The 18,140-nt window shown below is 64.6% G+C and carries 16 protein-coding genes; 4 read left to right on the top strand and 12 right to left on the bottom strand.

Annotation, left to right across the window (positions count from 1 at the left end):
- Window positions 1-17: 17 nt before the first annotated feature.
- The 8 genes from CH266_RS03740 to CH266_RS03705 all read right to left on the bottom strand — a co-directional run bounded on the left by CH266_RS03740 (window position 18) and on the right by CH266_RS03705 (window position 9,275).
- Window positions 18-695: an L-ribulose-5-phosphate 4-epimerase gene (locus CH266_RS03740; protein ID WP_032401214.1), complete on the bottom strand. Its 678-nt coding sequence runs from the start codon at window positions 693-695 to the stop codon at window positions 18-20.
- Window positions 692-2,365: a ribulokinase gene (araB, locus tag CH266_RS03735; RefSeq protein WP_094714747.1), complete on the bottom strand. Its 1,674-nt coding sequence runs from the start codon at window positions 2,363-2,365 to the stop codon at window positions 692-694. Before araB ends, CH266_RS03740 begins: the two co-directional genes overlap by 4 nt.
- Window positions 2,355-3,416, bottom strand: a complete 1,062-nt coding sequence (locus tag CH266_RS03730; protein WP_255175832.1) for a LacI family DNA-binding transcriptional regulator — start codon at window positions 3,414-3,416, stop codon at window positions 2,355-2,357. Before CH266_RS03730 ends, araB begins: the two co-directional genes overlap by 11 nt.
- Entirely contained in the window at window positions 3,413-4,438 is a 1,026-nt protein-coding gene (yjfF, locus tag CH266_RS03725) for a galactofuranose ABC transporter, permease protein YjfF (protein ID WP_080729065.1), read from the bottom strand. Before yjfF ends, CH266_RS03730 begins: the two co-directional genes overlap by 4 nt.
- Before the next feature lie 8 nt (window positions 4,439-4,446).
- Window positions 4,447-5,511, bottom strand: coding sequence for an ABC transporter permease (locus tag CH266_RS03720; RefSeq protein ID WP_080730100.1), 1,065 nt, complete (start codon window positions 5,509-5,511; stop codon window positions 4,447-4,449).
- Window positions 5,508-7,139, bottom strand: a complete 1,632-nt coding sequence (locus tag CH266_RS03715; RefSeq protein WP_094714746.1) for a sugar ABC transporter ATP-binding protein — start codon at window positions 7,137-7,139, stop codon at window positions 5,508-5,510. The genes CH266_RS03720 and CH266_RS03715 overlap by 4 nt, the downstream gene beginning before the upstream one ends.
- Before the next feature lie 10 nt (window positions 7,140-7,149).
- Window positions 7,150-8,148: an ABC transporter substrate-binding protein gene (locus tag CH266_RS03710; protein ID WP_094714813.1), complete on the bottom strand. Its 999-nt coding sequence runs from the start codon at window positions 8,146-8,148 to the stop codon at window positions 7,150-7,152.
- Window positions 8,149-8,264: 116 nt separating this feature from the next.
- Window positions 8,265-9,275 (bottom strand): aldose epimerase family protein, encoded by a 1,011-nt coding sequence (locus CH266_RS03705; protein WP_176456998.1) that lies wholly within the window; start codon window positions 9,273-9,275, stop codon window positions 8,265-8,267.
- Between the two features lie 207 nt (window positions 9,276-9,482).
- On the opposite strand from CH266_RS03705, the gene fdhA reads away from it, so the two are divergent.
- Window positions 9,483-10,700 carry a formaldehyde dehydrogenase, glutathione-independent gene (fdhA, locus tag CH266_RS03700; RefSeq protein ID WP_027496167.1) on the top strand — a complete coding sequence of 406 codons (1,218 nt, stop codon included), beginning with the start codon at window positions 9,483-9,485 and terminating at the stop codon, window positions 10,698-10,700.
- 105 nt (window positions 10,701-10,805) lie between these two features.
- Window positions 10,806-11,012: a zinc-ribbon domain-containing protein gene (locus tag CH266_RS03695; RefSeq protein ID WP_032368853.1), complete on the top strand. Its 207-nt coding sequence runs from the start codon at window positions 10,806-10,808 to the stop codon at window positions 11,010-11,012.
- A gap of 56 nt (window positions 11,013-11,068) precedes the next feature.
- On the opposite strand, the gene CH266_RS03690 is transcribed toward CH266_RS03695, so the two are convergent.
- Entirely contained in the window at window positions 11,069-12,226 is a 1,158-nt protein-coding gene (locus CH266_RS03690) for a beta-ketoacyl synthase N-terminal-like domain-containing protein (protein ID WP_094714744.1), read from the bottom strand.
- Between the two features lie 191 nt (window positions 12,227-12,417).
- On the opposite strand from CH266_RS03690, the gene CH266_RS03685 reads away from it, so the two are divergent.
- Window positions 12,418-14,025 carry a diguanylate cyclase domain-containing protein gene (locus CH266_RS03685; RefSeq protein WP_032408124.1) on the top strand — a complete coding sequence of 536 codons (1,608 nt, stop codon included), beginning with the start codon at window positions 12,418-12,420 and terminating at the stop codon, window positions 14,023-14,025.
- A gap of 112 nt (window positions 14,026-14,137) precedes the next feature.
- Window positions 14,138-15,040: an arabinofuranosidase gene (locus CH266_RS03680; protein ID WP_094714812.1), complete on the top strand. Its 903-nt coding sequence runs from the start codon at window positions 14,138-14,140 to the stop codon at window positions 15,038-15,040.
- Window positions 15,041-15,054: 14 nt separating this feature from the next.
- Here the strand turns inward: CH266_RS03680 and CH266_RS03675 are convergent, their stop codons facing one another.
- The 3 genes from CH266_RS03675 to CH266_RS03665 form a co-directional block, all read right to left on the bottom strand.
- Window positions 15,055-16,074: a phosphotransferase family protein gene (locus CH266_RS03675; protein WP_094714743.1), complete on the bottom strand. Its 1,020-nt coding sequence runs from the start codon at window positions 16,072-16,074 to the stop codon at window positions 15,055-15,057.
- Window positions 16,071-17,279: an acyl-CoA dehydrogenase family protein gene (locus CH266_RS03670; protein ID WP_094714742.1), complete on the bottom strand. Its 1,209-nt coding sequence runs from the start codon at window positions 17,277-17,279 to the stop codon at window positions 16,071-16,073. Before CH266_RS03670 ends, CH266_RS03675 begins: the two co-directional genes overlap by 4 nt.
- A gap of 82 nt (window positions 17,280-17,361) precedes the next feature.
- Window positions 17,362-17,991, bottom strand: coding sequence for a TetR/AcrR family transcriptional regulator (locus tag CH266_RS03665; RefSeq protein ID WP_094714741.1), 630 nt, complete (start codon window positions 17,989-17,991; stop codon window positions 17,362-17,364).
- Between the last annotated feature and the right edge of the window lie 149 nt (window positions 17,992-18,140).

Raw genomic sequence — 18,140 nt, 5'->3', positions numbered from 1 at the left:
GAAAAATGTGGCGCTGATCAGCGCTGGCCGTAGACGTTCTGGTAGCGGTCGTAGAGTGCGTCGACCGACGCGCGGGGGATGGGAAGCGGTTGTCCCAGTTGATATGACAGGTGCACCGATCGGGCCACGTCCTCGCACATGACCGCAGCCTTAACCGCAGATCGGGCCGACGGGCCAACCGCGAAGACACCGTGGTTCTGCATGAGTATTGCCGGAGAGCGGCTGTCTGCGAGGGTGTCGACGATGCCGCGCCCGATCGAGTCGTCGCCTATCACGGCGAACGGACCCACCGGAATGTCACCGCCGAATTCGTCGGCGCACATCGTGGTCACGACCGGAATGGGTTCTCCTCGCGCGGCCCACGCCACCGCGTAGGGCGAATGAGTGTGCACCACACCGTTGATGTGGTCGAGGTGCCGATAGACGTATGCCTGCGCCTCGGTGTCCGAGGACGGCGCGTGGTCTCCTTCGACCACTCGACCGTGCAGATCGCACACCACCATGTTGCCCGGTGTCAGGTCGTCGTAGGAGACGCCGCTCGGCTTGATGACCATGAGGTCTCGACCGGGAACGCGCGCGGACACGTTGCCCGCCGTCCACACGACCAGTCCGTAGCGCACCAGTTCCGCATGCAGTGCGCACACGTCCTTGCGAATCTCCTCGACGACCTCGCGAACATCGTCGACAACTGTCATTTCGCTTCCAGCTTCCTCGTCAGGGCTGCGCGACGCAGTGATCGCAGCCGGCGCATCGTCGGTACGTCCCGACCGAAGCGATCGTGCAGTTCCAGGTAGATCTCGTACAGCGAGTCGTATGCCGTCGACCGGGACTCGTCCGGAACGAATGCACCGCGGCGAACCTTGCCCATCGATTTCGACGCCACCGGCACGTCCGGGTAACAGCCTGCGGCCACTGCCGCGTGGATGGCGGAGCCCAAGGCGGGGCCCTGCGCGGACGCGATGACGGACAGCGGCATTCGTAGCACGTCGGCGTAGATCTGCATCAGCAGTGGGTTGCGGGCCAGCCCTCCCGCCACGACGAATTCTTCGACGGGAACGCCGCTGTCGCGGAACGTCTCGACGATGACGCGGGTACCGAACGCCGTTGCCTCGAGCAGTGCGCGGTAGGTGTCCTCGGGCCGCGTCGCGAGCGTCGATCCGATGACCAGGCCGGACAGTTCGTGATCGACCAGGATCGACCGATTGCCGCTGTGCCAGTCGAGCGCGACCAGACCGTGCTCGCCCACCTCTTGGGCCGACGCGAGCCGCGTCAGGTATTCGTGCACGGACTCGCCTGCGGCAGTTGCCGCTTCACTGTAGGACGCGGGAACTCCGGTGCGGGTGAACCACCCGAAGATGTCGCCGACCCCGCTCTGGCCGGCCTCGTACCCGTACGACCCCGCGACGATGCCGCCGTCGACGACGCCGCACATACCCGGAACGTCGTTCAACACGGTCGAACTCATGACGTGGCAGGTGGATGTTCCCATGATGGCGACCATGCGGCCCGATTCGACGGCACCCGCAGCCGGGGCCGTGACGTGCGCATCCACGTTTCCGACCGCGACGGCTATGCCCTCGGGCAATCCCGTCCATGCCGCGGCCTCGGCGGTCAACGTGCCTGCACGCGAGCCCAATTCGCCCAGTGGTTGGTCGAGCTTCTCGGCTACGAACCCACCGAACCCGGGCGCGAGCTCGGTGAGGAAATCGACGGAAGGGTACTTGCCGTCTTGATAGATGCCCTTGTATCCCGCGGTGCAGGCATTACGCACGTAGTTTCCGCACAGTTGCCAGACGATCCAGTCGGCCGCCTCGACCCACCGGTCCATGGCCTCGTAGATCTCGGCGTCCTCCTCGTGAATCTGCAGCGCCTTGGCGAATTCCCATTCCGAGGAGATCAAGCCGCCGTAGCGGGGGAGCCAGCTCTCACCGCGACGGGCGGCCAGTTCGTTGATCCGGTCGGCCTGTCCCTGCGCCGCATGGTGTTTCCACAGTTTGACGTATGCGTGTGGGCGATCGACGAACCGCGGGTCTTCGCTGAGCGGCGTGCCGTCCGCGTAGGTCGGCACCATGGTGCATGCGGTGAAGTCGGTCCCGATGCCCACCACCTGCTCCGGCGCGATGCCCGCGGCGGCCATCGCAGCGGGGACGGCGCGGCGTAGGACGTCGCGATAGTCGTCCGGCACCTGCAGAGCCCACGCGTCGGGAAGTCGCACGGTACTGCCGGGCAGGGTCTCCTCGAGTACGGCGTGGCTGTATTCGTGTACGGCAGATGCAATTTCGGCACCATCGGACACACGGACGACTACGGCACGGCCGGAGAGAGTGCCGTAGTCCACTCCTACCGTGTAGCGGTCATTGGACATGCGATTCTCCTTGTTGCGGTGCAACGGTTGTGGACGGTTTCGGTGCAGTGGTGCTGGACGATCGAACGACGAGTTCAGGATCGATGGACGCCTCGGGTGCGGCAGTGTTGTCCAGTGCCGCGCGCAGGACGTCGATTGCGCGTCTGCCGACTTCGGTGAAGTCCTGGCGGACCGTCGTCAGTGGTGGGATCAGGAAAGCAGCCTCGGGGATGTCGTCGAATCCGACGACGGCGAAGTCCTCGGGCACACGGCGGCCGCTCTCGTGGAAGGCGCGCAGCAAGCCGAGGGCCATCTGGTCGTTGGCGCAGAACGCGGCCGTGACGGTGTGGTCCTCGGCGAGGCGGAGCCCGTTCTCGTAGCCGCTGCGTGCGGACCAGTCGCCGCGGAGGACCGGTGTCCACGCCAGCCCGGCCTCGTCGAGCGCATCCTGCCACCCTTGTTCACGGCCGCGGGATTCGGTCCATCCCTGCGGGCCGGACAGATGCACGATGCGTTGGTGACCTGCCTCGATCAGGTGTCGGGTGGCCAACCGAGCGCCGCCGATCTGATCGATGCCCACAGTCCAGGTCGAGGTGGAGGGGTCACCTTCGACGACCACGACGGGAACGACGGACTCCTCCGATCGAGCCGCCGCCACAGCGTCGTCGGTGGCGGCGATCAACACGATGCCCTCGACGCCCTGGTCGTGCAGGTGATGCAGTGCGCCGACGAGTTCGTCGTGTGTCAGCGTTGCGAGACTGACTGCGCTGACGGAGAATCCGGCATCACGTGCCGCGCTCTGCACGGTGCGATGCGTGGTGCTCGGCCCCCAGAACCCGCCTTTGGAGCCGATAATTCCGATCGACGCGGAGCGTTTGGTGGCCAGTGCCCTGGCGGCACGGTTGGGACGATAGCCCAGTTGGTCGATGGCATTCTGTACCCGGTCGCGGGTTTCGGGGCGTAAGTTGTTCTGACCGTTGATGACCCGCGAGACCGTCTGATGGGATACCCCGGCCAATCGGGCGACGTCGGTCATGACGGGTGCCTTACCGTCGATCCCTGTGTTGGTCACCTCTTTCTCGCCGTCAGCAGACGTTGGGCGAGAACGAACACCAGGAGCAGCACTCCTATCGTGATTCGCGTCCACCACGAGCTCAGGGTTCCGTCGAAGGCGATGAAAGTCTGTATGGCACCGAGGATCAGGACCCCCACCAGCGAGCCGAGGACGTACCCGCGCCCACCGGTGAGCAACGTTCCGCCGATCACCACCGCAGCGATGGCGTCGAGCTCCATGCCGACGGCGTTGAGGCTGTAGCCCGACAGTGCGTAGAAGGAGAACAGTAGGCCGGCGAGCGCCGCGCAGAATCCGCTGATCGTGTAGACGCCGACTTTCACGGCCGCCACCTTGAGCCCCATCAGCAGCGCGGACGCCTCGTTGCCACCGATGCCGTAGACCGAACGTCCGAAACGAGTGCAGGCCAACACGTATGCAGCAATCGCCACCGTGACCAGCGCGATCACCACGCTCCAGGTGATGGTGTAGCCGCCGGGTAGTTCGATGACGGCGAATGCGATGGAGGAGAACGTGTCGTCGGTGATCGGGATCGACTCGACACCGATCATGTAGCACAGGCCCCGGGCGAGGAACATCCCCGCGAGTGTGGCGACGAACGGCTGAATCTGCAGGTAGTGGATGAGGGCACCCATGACGGTGCCGAGCACGGCACCGCACAGCAACACCACGGCCATGACCAGCAGCGGTGGCCAGCCCAATTGCAGTGTGCGCGCGGCGATCATCGTCGACAGTGCGACGACGGACCCAACGGAGAGATCGATTCCGCCGGTGAGGATGACGAAGGTCATCCCTACCGCGAGGACGATGAGGAACGAGTTGTCGATCAGCAGTGACAGGAACACCTGTGGATCGGCGAAGCCGCTGTAGCGGAATTCGCCGAGTCCGAACAGACCGACGAACAGCGCGAACGTGGCGATGACCGGCAGAAACCGAGACGGTGGGGAGTACCGTTTCACGCGGTCCCAGGTCGAGGGCGCGGTGCTCGGTGCTGCCGCGGTAGTCGTGGGGGGAGCAGTCATGAGGTCGCTCACGGTCGTACCGCCTTGGTGGAGTCGGTGCGGAACCACGTCCGCAGTGATGCGCGGGCTCGTGGTGACTGCAACAGGCAGACCACGATGATGACGACCGCTTTGAACAGGTAGTTGGCCTCGGAGGGGATACCGACATTGGTGATGGTGCGCGTGAGTGTGCCGATGAGCAGGGCACCGACGACGGTGCCGGCGATGGAGAATCGACCACCGGTCAGAGCAGTGCCGCCGATGACGACAGCGAGGATGGCGTCGAGCTCGATCCACTGGCCCAGACTGTTCGCGTTCACCGAGTTGGTGTTCGCAGCGATGATCAGACCGGCCATTCCCGAGCACACCGCGGCGAACACGTAGACCGTCCAGACGATCGTCCGCGACTGGACACCGGCCAATCTGCTTGCCTCCGGGTTGATTCCGACGGCTTCGACGAGCATCCCCAGTGCGGTCCGCCGGGTCAACAGTGCGGTTGCTGCCACGACCACGAGAGCGATGATCAGGGCCAGTGGAAGTCCGAGAAGCGTCCCCGACGCGAGCGTGCTGAAAGCCGGGTTGTTGACGGTCGTGATGTTTCCGTCGGTGATCAACATGGCCAGGCCACGACCGGCGACCATCAGAATGAGCGTCGCGATGATGGGTTGAATCCCGAAGACCGACACCAGAAGGCCGTTCCACAGACCCAGCAGCAGACATACTCCCAGTGCCCAGACGACAGCCATGATCATCGTCGTGGTGGCACCCTCGTCCGGTGCCGCGACGATGCGAGTACACGCAACGGCGGCAGCGATGACTGCCACTGCGCCCACGGAGAGGTCGATGCCGCGGGTTGCCACCACCAGCGTCATGCCGACGGCCACCAGAATGAGCGGCGCGGAGTTGCGTGCGATATCGACGATGTTTCCGAACAGGCCACCGTTTTCGATTCGAATGTCGAGGAAGTCCGGTGTCACAACGACATTGACGACGATCAGAGCTATCAGAGCCAGCAGCGGCCAGACGACCGGCTGGGCGAGGGCGGCACGTGCGCGAGCGGGCGCGCCGGCCGATGGTTCGAGGGTTTCGGTCATGATGCGACATTCCTGTCGGTGGTCGAAGTGGCGGCCGCGACGGGTTCGTCGGTGCGCACCCCGGCTGCGATGGTGGCGAGCACGTCGCCGACCGACACACCGTCGTTGATACGTTCGTCGATCTTGCGGTGATCTCGCATGACCACGATGCGGTCACTGAGGCGCAGGATCTCTTCGAGCTCGGCGGAGATGAACACCACCGACATTCCGCGCGCGGCCAGGTCGGCCACCAGGGTTTGGATCTGCGCTTTGGCACCGATGTCGATTCCGCGTGTCGGTTCGTCCAGAATCAGAAGTTCGGGTTCGGTGATGAGCCAGCGGGCGAGGAGCACTTTCTGTTGGTTGCCGCCGGACAGGTTGCGCATCAACGCGTTCGGATCGGCGGGCCTGATGTCGAGTGCAGAGATGTATTCCTTGACGAGCTTGGTGCGGGTGGCACGGGGGATGGGACGAAGCCATCCACGCTTGGCCTGCAGAGCGAGCAGCATGTTGTCGGCCACCGTCAGATCGGCCACCACACCGTCGGCCTTGCGATCCTCGCTGGTGAGGGCGATGCGCTGATCGGCGGCCTGGCGTGGACTGCGAATGCGGTGCTTGGTCGCATGCACTTCGATCGATCCGGAGTCCGATCGATCGGCTCCACCGAGCAGGCGAGCAAGCTCGGTACGGCCGGACCCGAGCAGACCGGCGATGCCGACGACCTGTCCCGCATGAAGACGCAGATCGGTTGCTTCCAGTGCGCCCTTGCGTCCGATGCCCAACACTTCCACGACGGGCGTCTGTTCGTCGGAAACCCTCACCGGCTCGCGGCTGTCGAGTTCGCGCAAGGTGTCCAGTTCCCGACCGATCATCAACTCGACCAACTCGAACTGCGGAGTGTCGGCGACCAGGCGCTCGGAGACGAGCTTTCCGTTGCGCAGGATCGTCATTCGATCGGAGATCCGGTAGATCTGGTCGAGGAAGTGCGACACGAAGACGATCGAGGTTCCGTCTTCCCTCAGCCGTTCGATGACGGAGTACAGGGTTTCGACCTCGTCCTTGTCCAGACTCGAGGTCGGCTCGTCCAGGATGAGGACGCGGGCGTCGACATCGACTGCGCGGGCGATGGCGACGAGCTGTTGCACGGCGATCGGATGGTCCCCGAGGACCGACGACGGCTCGATGTCGAGGCCCAGCCGGTCGAGAGTCGTTCTGGCACGGCGGTTCATCGCTCGCGTGTCGATACCGCCGATGGCCCCCAACAGTTTTCCGGGTAGGCGTCGGGGCTCGCGGCCCAGGAGCATGTTCTCTGCGACAGTCAGATTCGGAAGTAGGTTCACTTCCTGGTAGACGGTGCTGATACCTGCAGCCTGGGCCGCGCTCGGCGTCGCGAACTCGTGTTCGGTTCCGTCGATCGTGACCGTTCCGCTGTCGATCGAGTAGACCCCGGTCAGTGCCTTGATCAACGTCGATTTACCGGCACCGTTCTCACCCATCAGCGAATGCACCTCGCCGGGGAAGAGCCGCAACGACACCCCGTCGAGGGCTCGGACGGCACCGAAGGTGATCGAGATGTCTTTCATCTCCACGAGCGGAGTCGGCTCTGTGCTGGGGATCGGCTCCGCGGTGGGAACGGTGTCGGTATGCATGCGTCGACTCTCAGTACTGGCGGTCGGCGAGTACTGCTGCCGCCTGGTCGGGCGTGAAGGTGGTCTCCTCGGTGACGACCCTCTTGGGAACGTCCTCGCCCTTGACGACCTTGTCCGTGAGCTCCATCAGCTGCGGTCCGAGAAGTGGGTTGCACTCGACGATGAAGTCGATCTTCTTGTCCGCCAGTGCTTGCATTCCGTCCTTGACGGCGTCGACGGTGATGATCTTGATGTCTTTTCCGGGTACCAGCCCGGCTGCTTCGATGGCTTGGATTGCGCCCAGGCCCATGTCGTCGTTCTGGGCGAAGACGACGTCGATCTGGCCTCGGTTGGAGTTGAGGAACGACTCCATCACCTGCTTGCCGCCGTCACGGGTGAAATCGCCGGTCTGTGACGCGGTGATCGCGATGTTCGACTGGCCGCCGATGGCGTCGCGGAATCCCTCGGCCCGGTCGATGGCGGGAGCGGCTCCGGTAGTTCCCTGCAGTTCGACCACGTTGATCTTGCCGTCGCCGGTGGTGTCCGCAGTGGCGCTGTTCTGCACCAGCCAATCGCCTGCCTTCTTGCCCTCCTCGACGAAATCGGAGCCGAGGAAGGTGGCATACAGCGAATCGTCGGTGGTGTCGACGGAGCGGTCGGTGAGGATCACCGGGATGTTCGCGCGCTTGGCTTCCTGGAGGACCGGCTCCCATCCCGTCTCGACGACGGGGCTGAAAGCGATGACGTCGACCTTCTGCTGGATGTAGGTGCGAATCGCCTTGATCTGGTTTTCCTGCTTCTGCTGCGCGTCGGAGAACTTCAACTCCATGCCGGCTGCGCTGGCTGCGTCCTGGATGGAGGTGGTGTTGGCCGTGCGCCATCCGCTCTCGGCACCGACCTGGGAAAAGCCCAATACCGTTGCGCCGTCACCGCCGCCGGACGCGTCGCCGCCTCCGCTACTGCACGCACTCAGGACGATCGCACCACTCAGAATGAGCGCGCTCGCCGCAAAAATTGTCTTCGACGCCATGGTGATCTCCTCAATGTCGCCACTCCACTGTGACGTGTGCAACACAGTGTGAGCGTTAACATCGGGCCGCGTCAAGACTTGAAACGTTTGAATTCCAAAAATTTGTGAGCGTTCACTCAAGCGTGAAGTGCAGAAAATCTCCACTCGATCACGGACCGGTACGTCTGGCCCGGTCGCAGCACCGCAGAGGGAAAGTTCGGGTGATTCGGTGAATCGGGGAACAGCTGGGGTTCGAGTGCGATGCCGTCGCCTTGGCGCAGCATCGAGCCGCGTCGGGACACATCGCTGCCGTTCAGGAAGTTGCCGGTGTACACCTGCACGCCGGGCTGATCGGTCCACAATTCCAGTGTCGTTCGACTGCGCTCGGAGCTCAGGATCGCCGCACGCCGATGCCCCGTACCGTCGACGACGAAGTTGTGGTCCACACCCCGGGCGGTCAGCAACTGCGGATGAGTGGCTCGGGCCAGGTCTCCGACTCGTCCGGGCGTGCGCAGATCCAGCGCGGTGCCGTCGACGGATTCGATGGCACCGGTCGGGATTCCCTCGGTGTCGACCGGGGTGTACGTCGAGGCGAACACCTGCAGGGTGTGATCATCGATGCCATGGCCATCGAGATCGAGATACGCGTGCGACGTCAGGTTCACCACCGTCGGCGCGGTGGTCGTTGCCGTCGACTCCAGCCGCACGCGATCGGTCGTGACGGAGAACTGGGCCCGCGCACGGACTTCGCCCGGGTAGCCCTGATCGCCGTCGGGGCTGATCAACTCGAACTCGACCGAATCCGGCGATCGGCCGACCACGGTCCAGTGTCGTGAGTCGAAGCCGTCGGTTCCGCCGTGCAGGTGGTTGGTGCCGTCGTTGATCGTCAGTTGCACCGCCTGCCCATCGATCTCGAACCGGCCGTCCTTGATCCGGTTCGCGTACCGGCCGACGGTAGAGCCGAAATAGGCAGTGGACGAACGAAGCTCACGCTCGCCCGCCACGCCGACGAGAACGTCGCGGCGCTCGCCGTCTCCTCCGGTCACCGACATTCGTTGCAGGGTCGCGCCGTAGGGGAGTACCTCGACCTCCACCCCGGGCGAACGTCCGATGGTGATGGTCTCGTTGTGATCGTCGTCGGTGGGCACCGGTCGACGATAGCTCCGGGGAGTGAGATCGGTCCCCGGATTGCTTCGTGCGGCGGGCGACGCACCGTGTATTCGTAGGTGCGCATACTATAGTGTGATGCAGGCCACATCACTGCGCGTTGATTGTCTCGATGAGATGAAAAGAGCTATCGCGCAGGCGATCTCGGTCTGTCGAACGCAGCCGGACACCGTCGAACAGGAGAAATCGTGGCAGACAACAGAGCAGTGACGTACGCCGGACCAGGAAAGGTAGAGGTTCAGGACATCGCTTTTCCGGGCCTGGAATTGACCGATGGCCCCGGCGTGAATCCGGCCAATGTCGGCCGCAAATGCGAACACGGCGTGATCCTGAAGGTCGTCTCGACCAACATCTGCGGCAGCGACCAGCACATGGTCCGTGGACGCACGACGGCACCCGAGGGTCTGGTGTTGGGCCACGAGATCACCGGCGAGATCGTCGAGGTCGGACGAGACGTCGAATTCTTGAAGGTCGGCGACATCTGCTCGGTACCGTTCAACATCGCCTGCGGACGGTGCCGAAACTGCAAGGAGCGCAAGACCGGTATCTGCCTCAACGTCAACCCGGATCGACCCGGTTCTGCGTTCGGTTACGTGGACATGGGCGGATGGGTGGGCGGCCAGGCCGAATACGTCATGGCACCGTACGCGGACTTCAATCTGCTGAAGTTCCCCGACCGGGATCAGGCGATGGAGAAGATCCTGGACTTGACCATGCTCTCCGACATCTTTCCGACCGGATATCACGGCGCGGTCACCGCGGGCGTGAAACCCGGTGCGACGGTGTACATCGCGGGTGCGGGCCCGGTCGGTCTGGCGGCCGCGGTCGGCGCACAATTGCTGGGCGCGTCGGTGGTGATCGTCGGCGACATGAACGCCGACAGGCTGGCGCAGGCACGAACGTTCGGCTGCGAGACCGTCGACGTGGGCAAGGGCGCGCCGCAAGATCAGATCGAACAGATCCTCGGTGTCCCGGAGGTCGACGCTGCGGTGGACGCGGTGGGATTCGAGGCTCGCGGACACGGCGGAGACTCGTCCCACGAAGCACCGGCCACGGTGCTCAATTCGCTGATGGACATCACCACCGCGGGCGGTGGCATCGGAATTCCCGGGCTCTACGTCACCGGCGATCCGGGCGGCGTGGACGAGGCCGCACAACGCGGCGCTCTCTCGCTCAGCCTCGGCACCGGTTGGGCGAAGTCGCTCTCGTTCGCCACCGGGCAGTGCCCGGTGATGAGCTATCACCGGGAACTGATGAATGCCATTCTCAAAGAACGAGTGTCGATTGCGAAGGCGGTGAACGCAACGGTCATCACTCTCGACGACGCACCGCGCGGCTACCGTGAATTCGACAGCGGAGTCGCACAGAAATTCGTCATCGACCCGCACGGCATGATCGCGAGCTGACAGTTTTCGGCCCAGCACTCGTTCGAGCCACCGCCTCGGAACGCGAGGGTGGCTCGAACGACTGCTGCGCCGAGTCCGGCAGCCGTTCGAGCCACCTATGCTGGGATGATGTTCCTACTCTTCGGCTTCGGCAGCAAGCGCAAACACGTCGGCCCTGGCGCAACGCGAAACTGCCCGCGGTGCCATAACACGACCCAGTGGGCGAGAATGAAGCAATACCAGCAATTCACGCTGTTCTTCGTCCCGGTTGCGCGGTGGAAACGCGTCGAGTTCGAGGAATGCGGAATCTGTGGGGCCGGGGTGTCGATCTGAACGGGCTCGCGCGCCCGTGACGGTGCGGGCGCGCGAACCATCCGGCAGACCGTCGCTCACGCAGGAGCCAGCACCACCACCGAATTGTGTCCTCCCATTCCCAGTGAGGATTTCATCGTCAGACCTGGCTCGGCCGCGGTGAATCCGTCGAGCAACAGCGGGTGTCCGTCGGAGACCTGTGGGGCCGCAGGAACCAGTCCGCGATCGAATCCCATGACGGCAGAGATGGTTTCGACGGCCGACGCCGCGCCTTGGCAATGCCCGGTGAGCGGCTTTACCGAATACACCTGCGCGTGTGAGCCGAGCACCGTCTCCAGCATCTCCGTTTCCGCGGCATCGCACTGAGCGGTGCCTGGCCCGTGCGCATTGAGGTAGCGCACCTGGCGCGCCGTGGCACCGGCGTCCGTCAAGGCGGCTTCGAAGCAGTCCCGTACCTGTGTCAGGGCCGGGTCGATGGACGTCGCGTGGAACGCGTCGTGAGTCATCGAACCGCCCAGTACCCGCGCGTACGCAGCATCGCTACGGTTGGTGAGTACGAAAGCTGTTGCTGCTTCGCCCATTCCGAACCCACGACTACCTTCCTGGAACGGTCGGCAGCCCTCCTGAGGTTCCACGTCGACCACCCCGACGCCGAGCGCGACGAAATGGTCGATGTTCTCCGGCGTCAGAGACAGGTCGGTGGCGACGAAGACGACGTCGTCGACGAAGCCGGTGTCGAGCCACATCTTGGCGGTGAGAAGGCCGGCGTTGCCCGACGCGCACATGGCCGAGACGTTCATCGCCGGGCCGTGAAATCCGTGCTCCTGCATGAGCAGTGATACCGGGGTCGACGGCATCAGCGTCAGGTAGTCGCGCACCCGCCGCACACCGCCGTCCTCCAGATAGAAGTTGCGCCACTCGTCCACTTCACCCAGGACGACCGCATGCACCAGACCGACCCGCCGACCGGGCCGCCAGCCCCGAGCGAGTGCGTCGTCGATGGCCTCGCGTGCGGCGCCGCGCAGTGCGCGGCCGAAGCGGCTGGTGCCGTCGTCGGTCTGTCCGCCGTCGGGCACTTTCGCAAGCCACACCGGGTTGCGGCCCGGGTGTGACCGGTTGTGGTGCAAGGTGGCGGCAGCCTTACCGCTGGCCAGACCGGTCCACAATGCGGCCGTACCCCAGCCGTAGCCGGACACTGCGCCGATCCCACTGATGCCGATGCCGTGAGATGTCATGATCGATTCCCGTTCCTTCTCGAGTTGTACGAGCCGTTTTCGGCTGGTTCCTCGATTTAGCCCCGCAAACAAGCACTGGGTCCAGTCGGAAAACGGACATAAGCATCGAACCGTGCAGAAGATTCCGGCTCGGCCCACAGAAGTGGTTGAATCGAGTGTCGACAGACCGCCTACGAACGCGAGGACCGCAGATGGCCCCAGGGGAGCGCGACGTCGTCGGCGACCCCGAAGCCGATCCCGGGTCGCCCGGTCTCGCAGATCGTTATCGGGTTCTGATCGAACACTCGCCCGACGCGATCGTCGTCCACCGGCGAGGCAACCTTGTCTACGTCAACCCTGCGGGGCTCCGGTATCTGCGCGCCGACAGTCTCGGTGCGGTGGTGGGCCGTCCGATCACCGACTTCATCGCGGCCGCGTCGATCGGGCCGATGCTCGAGCGCATCGCCGCCCTGGACGTGCACGGAACCGCCAGTTCGGCCTCCGAGGCGGAGGTACTCGCCCTCGATGGATCGACTCTGACCATGGAGGCGGTTTCGGTCCGCACGGTGTGGAACGGAGAACCTGCATTTCAGGTCATCCTTCGCGACCTCACCGAACACAAGGCCGCACAGAAGGCGCTGCACTATCAAGCCGCGTTGGTCGAGCACGTCAGCGACGCCATCGTGGGGGTGTCCTCCGACGGGGTCGTGTCCAGTTGGAATCCTGCCGCGGAGTCGGTCTACGGACGACGCGCAGCAGATGTGCTCGGCCTCTCCGTATCGAATGCAGTGGGGGTGCCCTGCGACCCGGTGGCCATTCTCGCGGCCGGCGGCCGGCTGTGGGACTCGCATCTGCGCGCGGACGGGACGGCGTTGGCGATGGTGGTCTCCGCGGCCCAGATGCCCGACGGGTGGGTGTTGGTCTGCGCCGACCAGAGTGCCGTCCGCCGGGCCGAGGAGCATTACACCGCCGTGGTGGAATCGCTGGAGGCAGGTGTCGTCGTACTCGACCACGCCGGTCGCATCACGTCGGCGAACCTCGCGGCGAAGACGATCCTCGACATCCAGGTGGGATCGGCGACGACGGGACAGTCCGCTGTGCTGCCGTTCCGGGTGTACGGCACCGATCAGCAACCCATTCGGCGACTCGAACACCCCGTGGCCGTCACGGGCAGAACCGGGAAGCCGAGCCAATCGGTGATCGGAGTCGAACGCCGTCGGGACGGACGACATTTCTGGCTGTCTCTGACTGCGACCATGCTCAACTTCGGCGGCCCGTCACCCTCGATCGTGGCAACGTTCGTCGACGTCACCGATGCCTATCGGACGAGCATGAAGCTCGAACACGCGGCAACACACGACGACCTCACCGGGCTTCCCAATCGCCCGCTGATTCTGGCGCGGCTCGACCAGGAGCTGTCCCGGTCGAGTCGGGAGGATGCCATGGCGGTGTTGTTCATCGACCTCGACAACTTCAAGACCATCAACGACCTGCACGGACATACGGTCGGTGATGCCGTACTCGGTATCGTGGCCGCGCGGTTGACGCGGGCTCTGCCCGACGACGCATTCGTCGGACGCATCGGCGGTGACGAATTCGTGGCTGTGGTGCCGTGCTGTGTGGGGTCGGAGGCGGACGACGTCCGGGCGGAACTCGCAACCCCGATCACGACGGCAGACCGAGAACTGACGGTGACCGCCAGTATCGGCTGCGTGACCGTCGGCAGTGGTGATTCTCGCACTGCCTTGGACATTCTCGACGATGCCGACCACGAGATGTATCAGGCCAAGCCGGTGTCTCAGTACTCGGCACAGTCGTAGGGTTCGGTAACGAACAGGCACGACTGTGCACTGTTGTTACTCGTGGGGCTCGTGCGTCGTACATACTTCAGCGGTGATCAGGCCCCTGCGCAAGCACACCCTCGCCATTCCCATGACGCTCGTCGCCGCCGTCGGGCTGTTGTTCGGCGCAGCGGGGTCGGGTAGCGCTGCGCCTGCGGCCACGTACACCATGGTGGCCTTCAGTAACGACAGCGATCGCAACATGGACGTGTACCAGTCCAGCAACGGAACGGACTTCACCACGGTCGAGACCGCCGCGTACACGCCGCCCTCCGGTGTGGTTCGTGACTCCAGCATCTTTCGAGCCGCCGACGGTATGTACTACGTGACATATACGACGGGCGGCGGCGCGGAAATCGGCTTTGCGCGCAGCGCAAATCGGGTGGATTGGGAATTCTTGCAGAACCTTCCGATCCCGTTCTGCTGCCTGCTGCTGCCCGGGACCGGGGCGGGTACCGGCTCGGCGGGGTCCTCGGAACTCCCGTCTCTGTCCCCGTTCACCACCAAGGCGTGGGCACCGGAGTGGTTCGTCGAGGGCGACCGCGTCAGCATCATCGTGTCGTTGTCTGCCGGCGGAGGGTTCGTGCCGTATCTCATGATGGCGACCGATCCCGGCCTGACGACGTGGAGCTCGCCGGTTCCGTTGGTGGGAATCGTCAACGACCACATCGACACCACGGTGGTGAAGGACGGGTCGATCTACCACGCATTCACCAAAGGTGAGAGCAACAAGGTCATCGAACACTGGATCGCGCCCGCTCTGGGTGGTCCCTACGTTCGGGACCTCACCTTCCGCGATTTCGGCCCGTTGAAGGAAGGGCCCGCCGTCGTCGAGTTGCCCGACGGTACCTGGCGGTTGTACTACGACGACTACACGAACCAGAAGTACTTCTACTCCGACAGCGCCGACCTGAGCGGCTGGTCCGCACCTCAGGAGCTTCCGGCACTGTCCGGAATCGTTCGCCACATCGGCATCATGAGAGAAGCTGTGTAGCAACAGTATTGCGGTCAGGCCTCCGACAGTGCTCGGAGGCCGGCCGCGATGAATTCTCCAGTTGCTTCGGCGGCGTTGCGTGCTCCGGCACCGGTATCGGAGCCCGACAGTGCGCGGTGGGTGATGCCCTCACCGATCACACCGAGCTTGAAGTTGGCCAACGCCACGTAGAAGCCCCAGTTGTCCACCTCGCGGCCCGATCGAACGGCGTACTGCTGCACCAGATCCGCCGCCGAGGGGTAGCGGTCGCTCGTCCAGGCTGCGTCGGCACCGAGAACGGCATCGAACACGGGTTGCCGGTACACGCACATCAGCGCGACATCGGTCAACGGATCGCCGAGTGTGGACATCTCCCAGTCCACCACGGCTGCAACAGAACTGACGTCCTGGGCATCGAGGATCGTATTGTCGACTCGGAAATCGCCGTGCACGATGGACGCCGTCGATGTGGTGGGCACCGCGGCTTCGAGGGCGCGGTGGAGTCGGTCGATGTCGGGTAGCTCCCGTGTCTTCACCGTCTGCCACTGACGCGCCCACGTGGCGACCTGGCGAGCAACGAAACCGTTCGGGCGACCGAACTTTTCGAGACCGACGGCCGCAGGATCGACGGCATGCAGCTCGGCGAGCACTCGCACCAATTCGGCGGCGTTGTCGGCGACCTGCTCGTCGGTCAGATCGCGCAGATCCTCGCGCGTGCGCACGACGCGCCCGGGAACGAAACGGACCACCGTCATCGGAGCACCGAGTACGGCACCGTCTCTGTCGAAGGCCACGGTCTCGGCCACCGGCACCGCGGTGGACGCGAGCGCGTCGGTCACTGCCCACTCCCTGGCCATGTCGTGCGCCGACGGCGTCAGGCCACTGGTCGGGGGCCGACGAACCACCCACGTCGAGGTGTCGTCGTAGGCCTTGTACGTCAGGTTGGAGCGACCGCCGCTGATCATCTCGACCGTCAGCTCACCGTCGACATCGATGCCCTCGGACCGCAGGAATCGTTCCAGAGCAACGCGGTTCATGCCCGGTAGGTCGGTCATGACTGCTCCTGTGCGGCGCGCTTCGCGGCCCCGACCGCTCGTTTGGCGATGGCCCAGCGATGCACTTCGGACGGGCCGTCGTAGACCCGGAACGGACGTACTTCGCGCGAGAGCCGTGCCAGTGGCAGATCGTCCGATACCCCGAGCCCACCGCACATCTGAATGCTGCGATCCACGATACGAAAGATTGCCTCGGCGGCGAACGTCTTGGCGATGGAGGTTTCGTTGCTCGCGTGGCCGCCGCGATCCAGCTCGAAGCAGGCCTTGATCAACAGGGCACGGGATGCGGCGATGTCGATCTCGTTGTCGGCGACCATCTTCTGGATCATGCCGAGATCGCCGAGCTTGCCGCCGAACCCTTCGCGCTGAGCCACCTGGGCGACGGCGATGTCGTGCGCCCGTCTCGAGGCTCCGAGCCACCGCATCACGTGGGTCATGCGGGCGGGCCCCAATCGCACCTGGGCGTAGGCGAAGCCCTCGTCGACGGCTCCGAGAACGTTCTCGTCGGGCACGAAGACGTTCTCGAAGAACACCTCGCAGTGCCCGCCGATCATGGCTTTGTCCAGAGTGCCGATATGACGGCCGACCGTGATGCCCGGTGTGTCGGCCGGGGCCAGGAACATCGTGGCTCCGCCTCGGTCACCCGGCTTTCCGGATGTACGGGCCATGATGATGAAGAATCCAGCGCCGTCGGCTCCGGTGATGAACCACTTGTGCCCGTTGATCTTCCATCCACCGTCGGTTCGTTCGGCCGCGGTGGTGAGGGCCGAGGGATCGGAGCCGGCACCCGGTGCCGGCTCGGTCATCGCGAATGCCGATCGTTGGTCGCCGCGGGCAAGAGGGGCAAGGAACTGATCCTTCTGTGCCGGTGATGCGATGTGCGCCAGCATGTGAACGTTGCCCTCGTCGGGCGCGCCGAGATTGAGTGCGATGGGGCCGAACAGGGAGTAGCCCGCCTCCTCGAACACCGGTGCGCGGTCGCTCATCGACAAACCGTGCCCGCCGTATTCGACGGGTGCATGCGGTGCGAACACGCCCGCATCCTTGGCTGCGGACTGCATCTCGACCCGAAGGACGTCGCCGCCTGCATCGGCGATATTGCCCAGAAATCGATCCTCGAGCGGGAGTACGTACTCCCGGGTGAACGTACGCGTTCGGTCGATCAGCTTCTCGACGTCTGCGTCGAAGGTGAGGTCGATGGCCATTGTGCACTCCCTGGTCGATACCGACCGAACACTCGCTCGGTTGCTTGAAGACTGACATATACGCCGGTTCCGGTCAAGGAACTCACGTCCTGTGCGCAGTGCCCCGACCGGTAGCGGCACCGACCGTCCGGCGTGCGATATCGAGGTACACCTCGACCAGTTCGGCCGGCGTCAGCGGACCGTCGGGTCGGTACCAGGTGGCCACCCCGATACACATCGTGGTGACGGCCCGGCCGGCATCCGCCGGGTGCGGGGTGTCGAAGACCCCGGACTCGACTCCTTCTGTGACGATCGCGTCGAGCAACCGCTGCTCTTCGTCGCGCTTGGCGATGTAGGCGGCGCGGTTGGCCGGCTCGAGACTGCGAATCTCGGTGGAGCACACGAACGCGGCATCGCGGCGATGGATGTGGAACAGCAGCAAGGACTCCACGACCGCGTCGAATCGTTCCTTCGGCGACGAACCCGCCCCGCCCATGGCCGATCGAGTTCGGTCCAGCAGTTCGTCCATCGACGCATTCATGATGCCGACCAGGAGGGCCTGCTTCGACGGAAAGTGGTGGTACAGGCCAGGAACCGACAAGCCGGCACCCGCGGCGATCTGCCGCACCGACGTGCCGTGGTAACCCTGCTCGACGAAGATCTGCAGGGCCGACGCCAGCGCTGGGGACAGTGCCGCGCCGTCGTACGTTCGCCAGCCGTCGATGGAGGTCATGCGACCACCGTAGAGGGCAGCGCGAGCAGGGCTGGGGGTTACGCACCGGGTTGACACCAAAGTTGTGATCCGCAACACTATCGAGAAAGCAGGCCGAACGAGTGTTCGGTCGGTCCACGTGGGCCGAAAGTCTGCTCGAGCGGAAGGGC

Source organism: Rhodococcus sp. 06-1474-1B (assembly GCF_002258885.1).
Taxonomy (GTDB): Bacteria; Actinomycetota; Actinomycetes; order Mycobacteriales; family Mycobacteriaceae; genus Rhodococcoides; species Rhodococcoides fascians.
The sequence above is the reverse complement of the archived record's forward strand: the minus strand, read 5'-3'. Positions and strand labels throughout refer to the sequence as shown.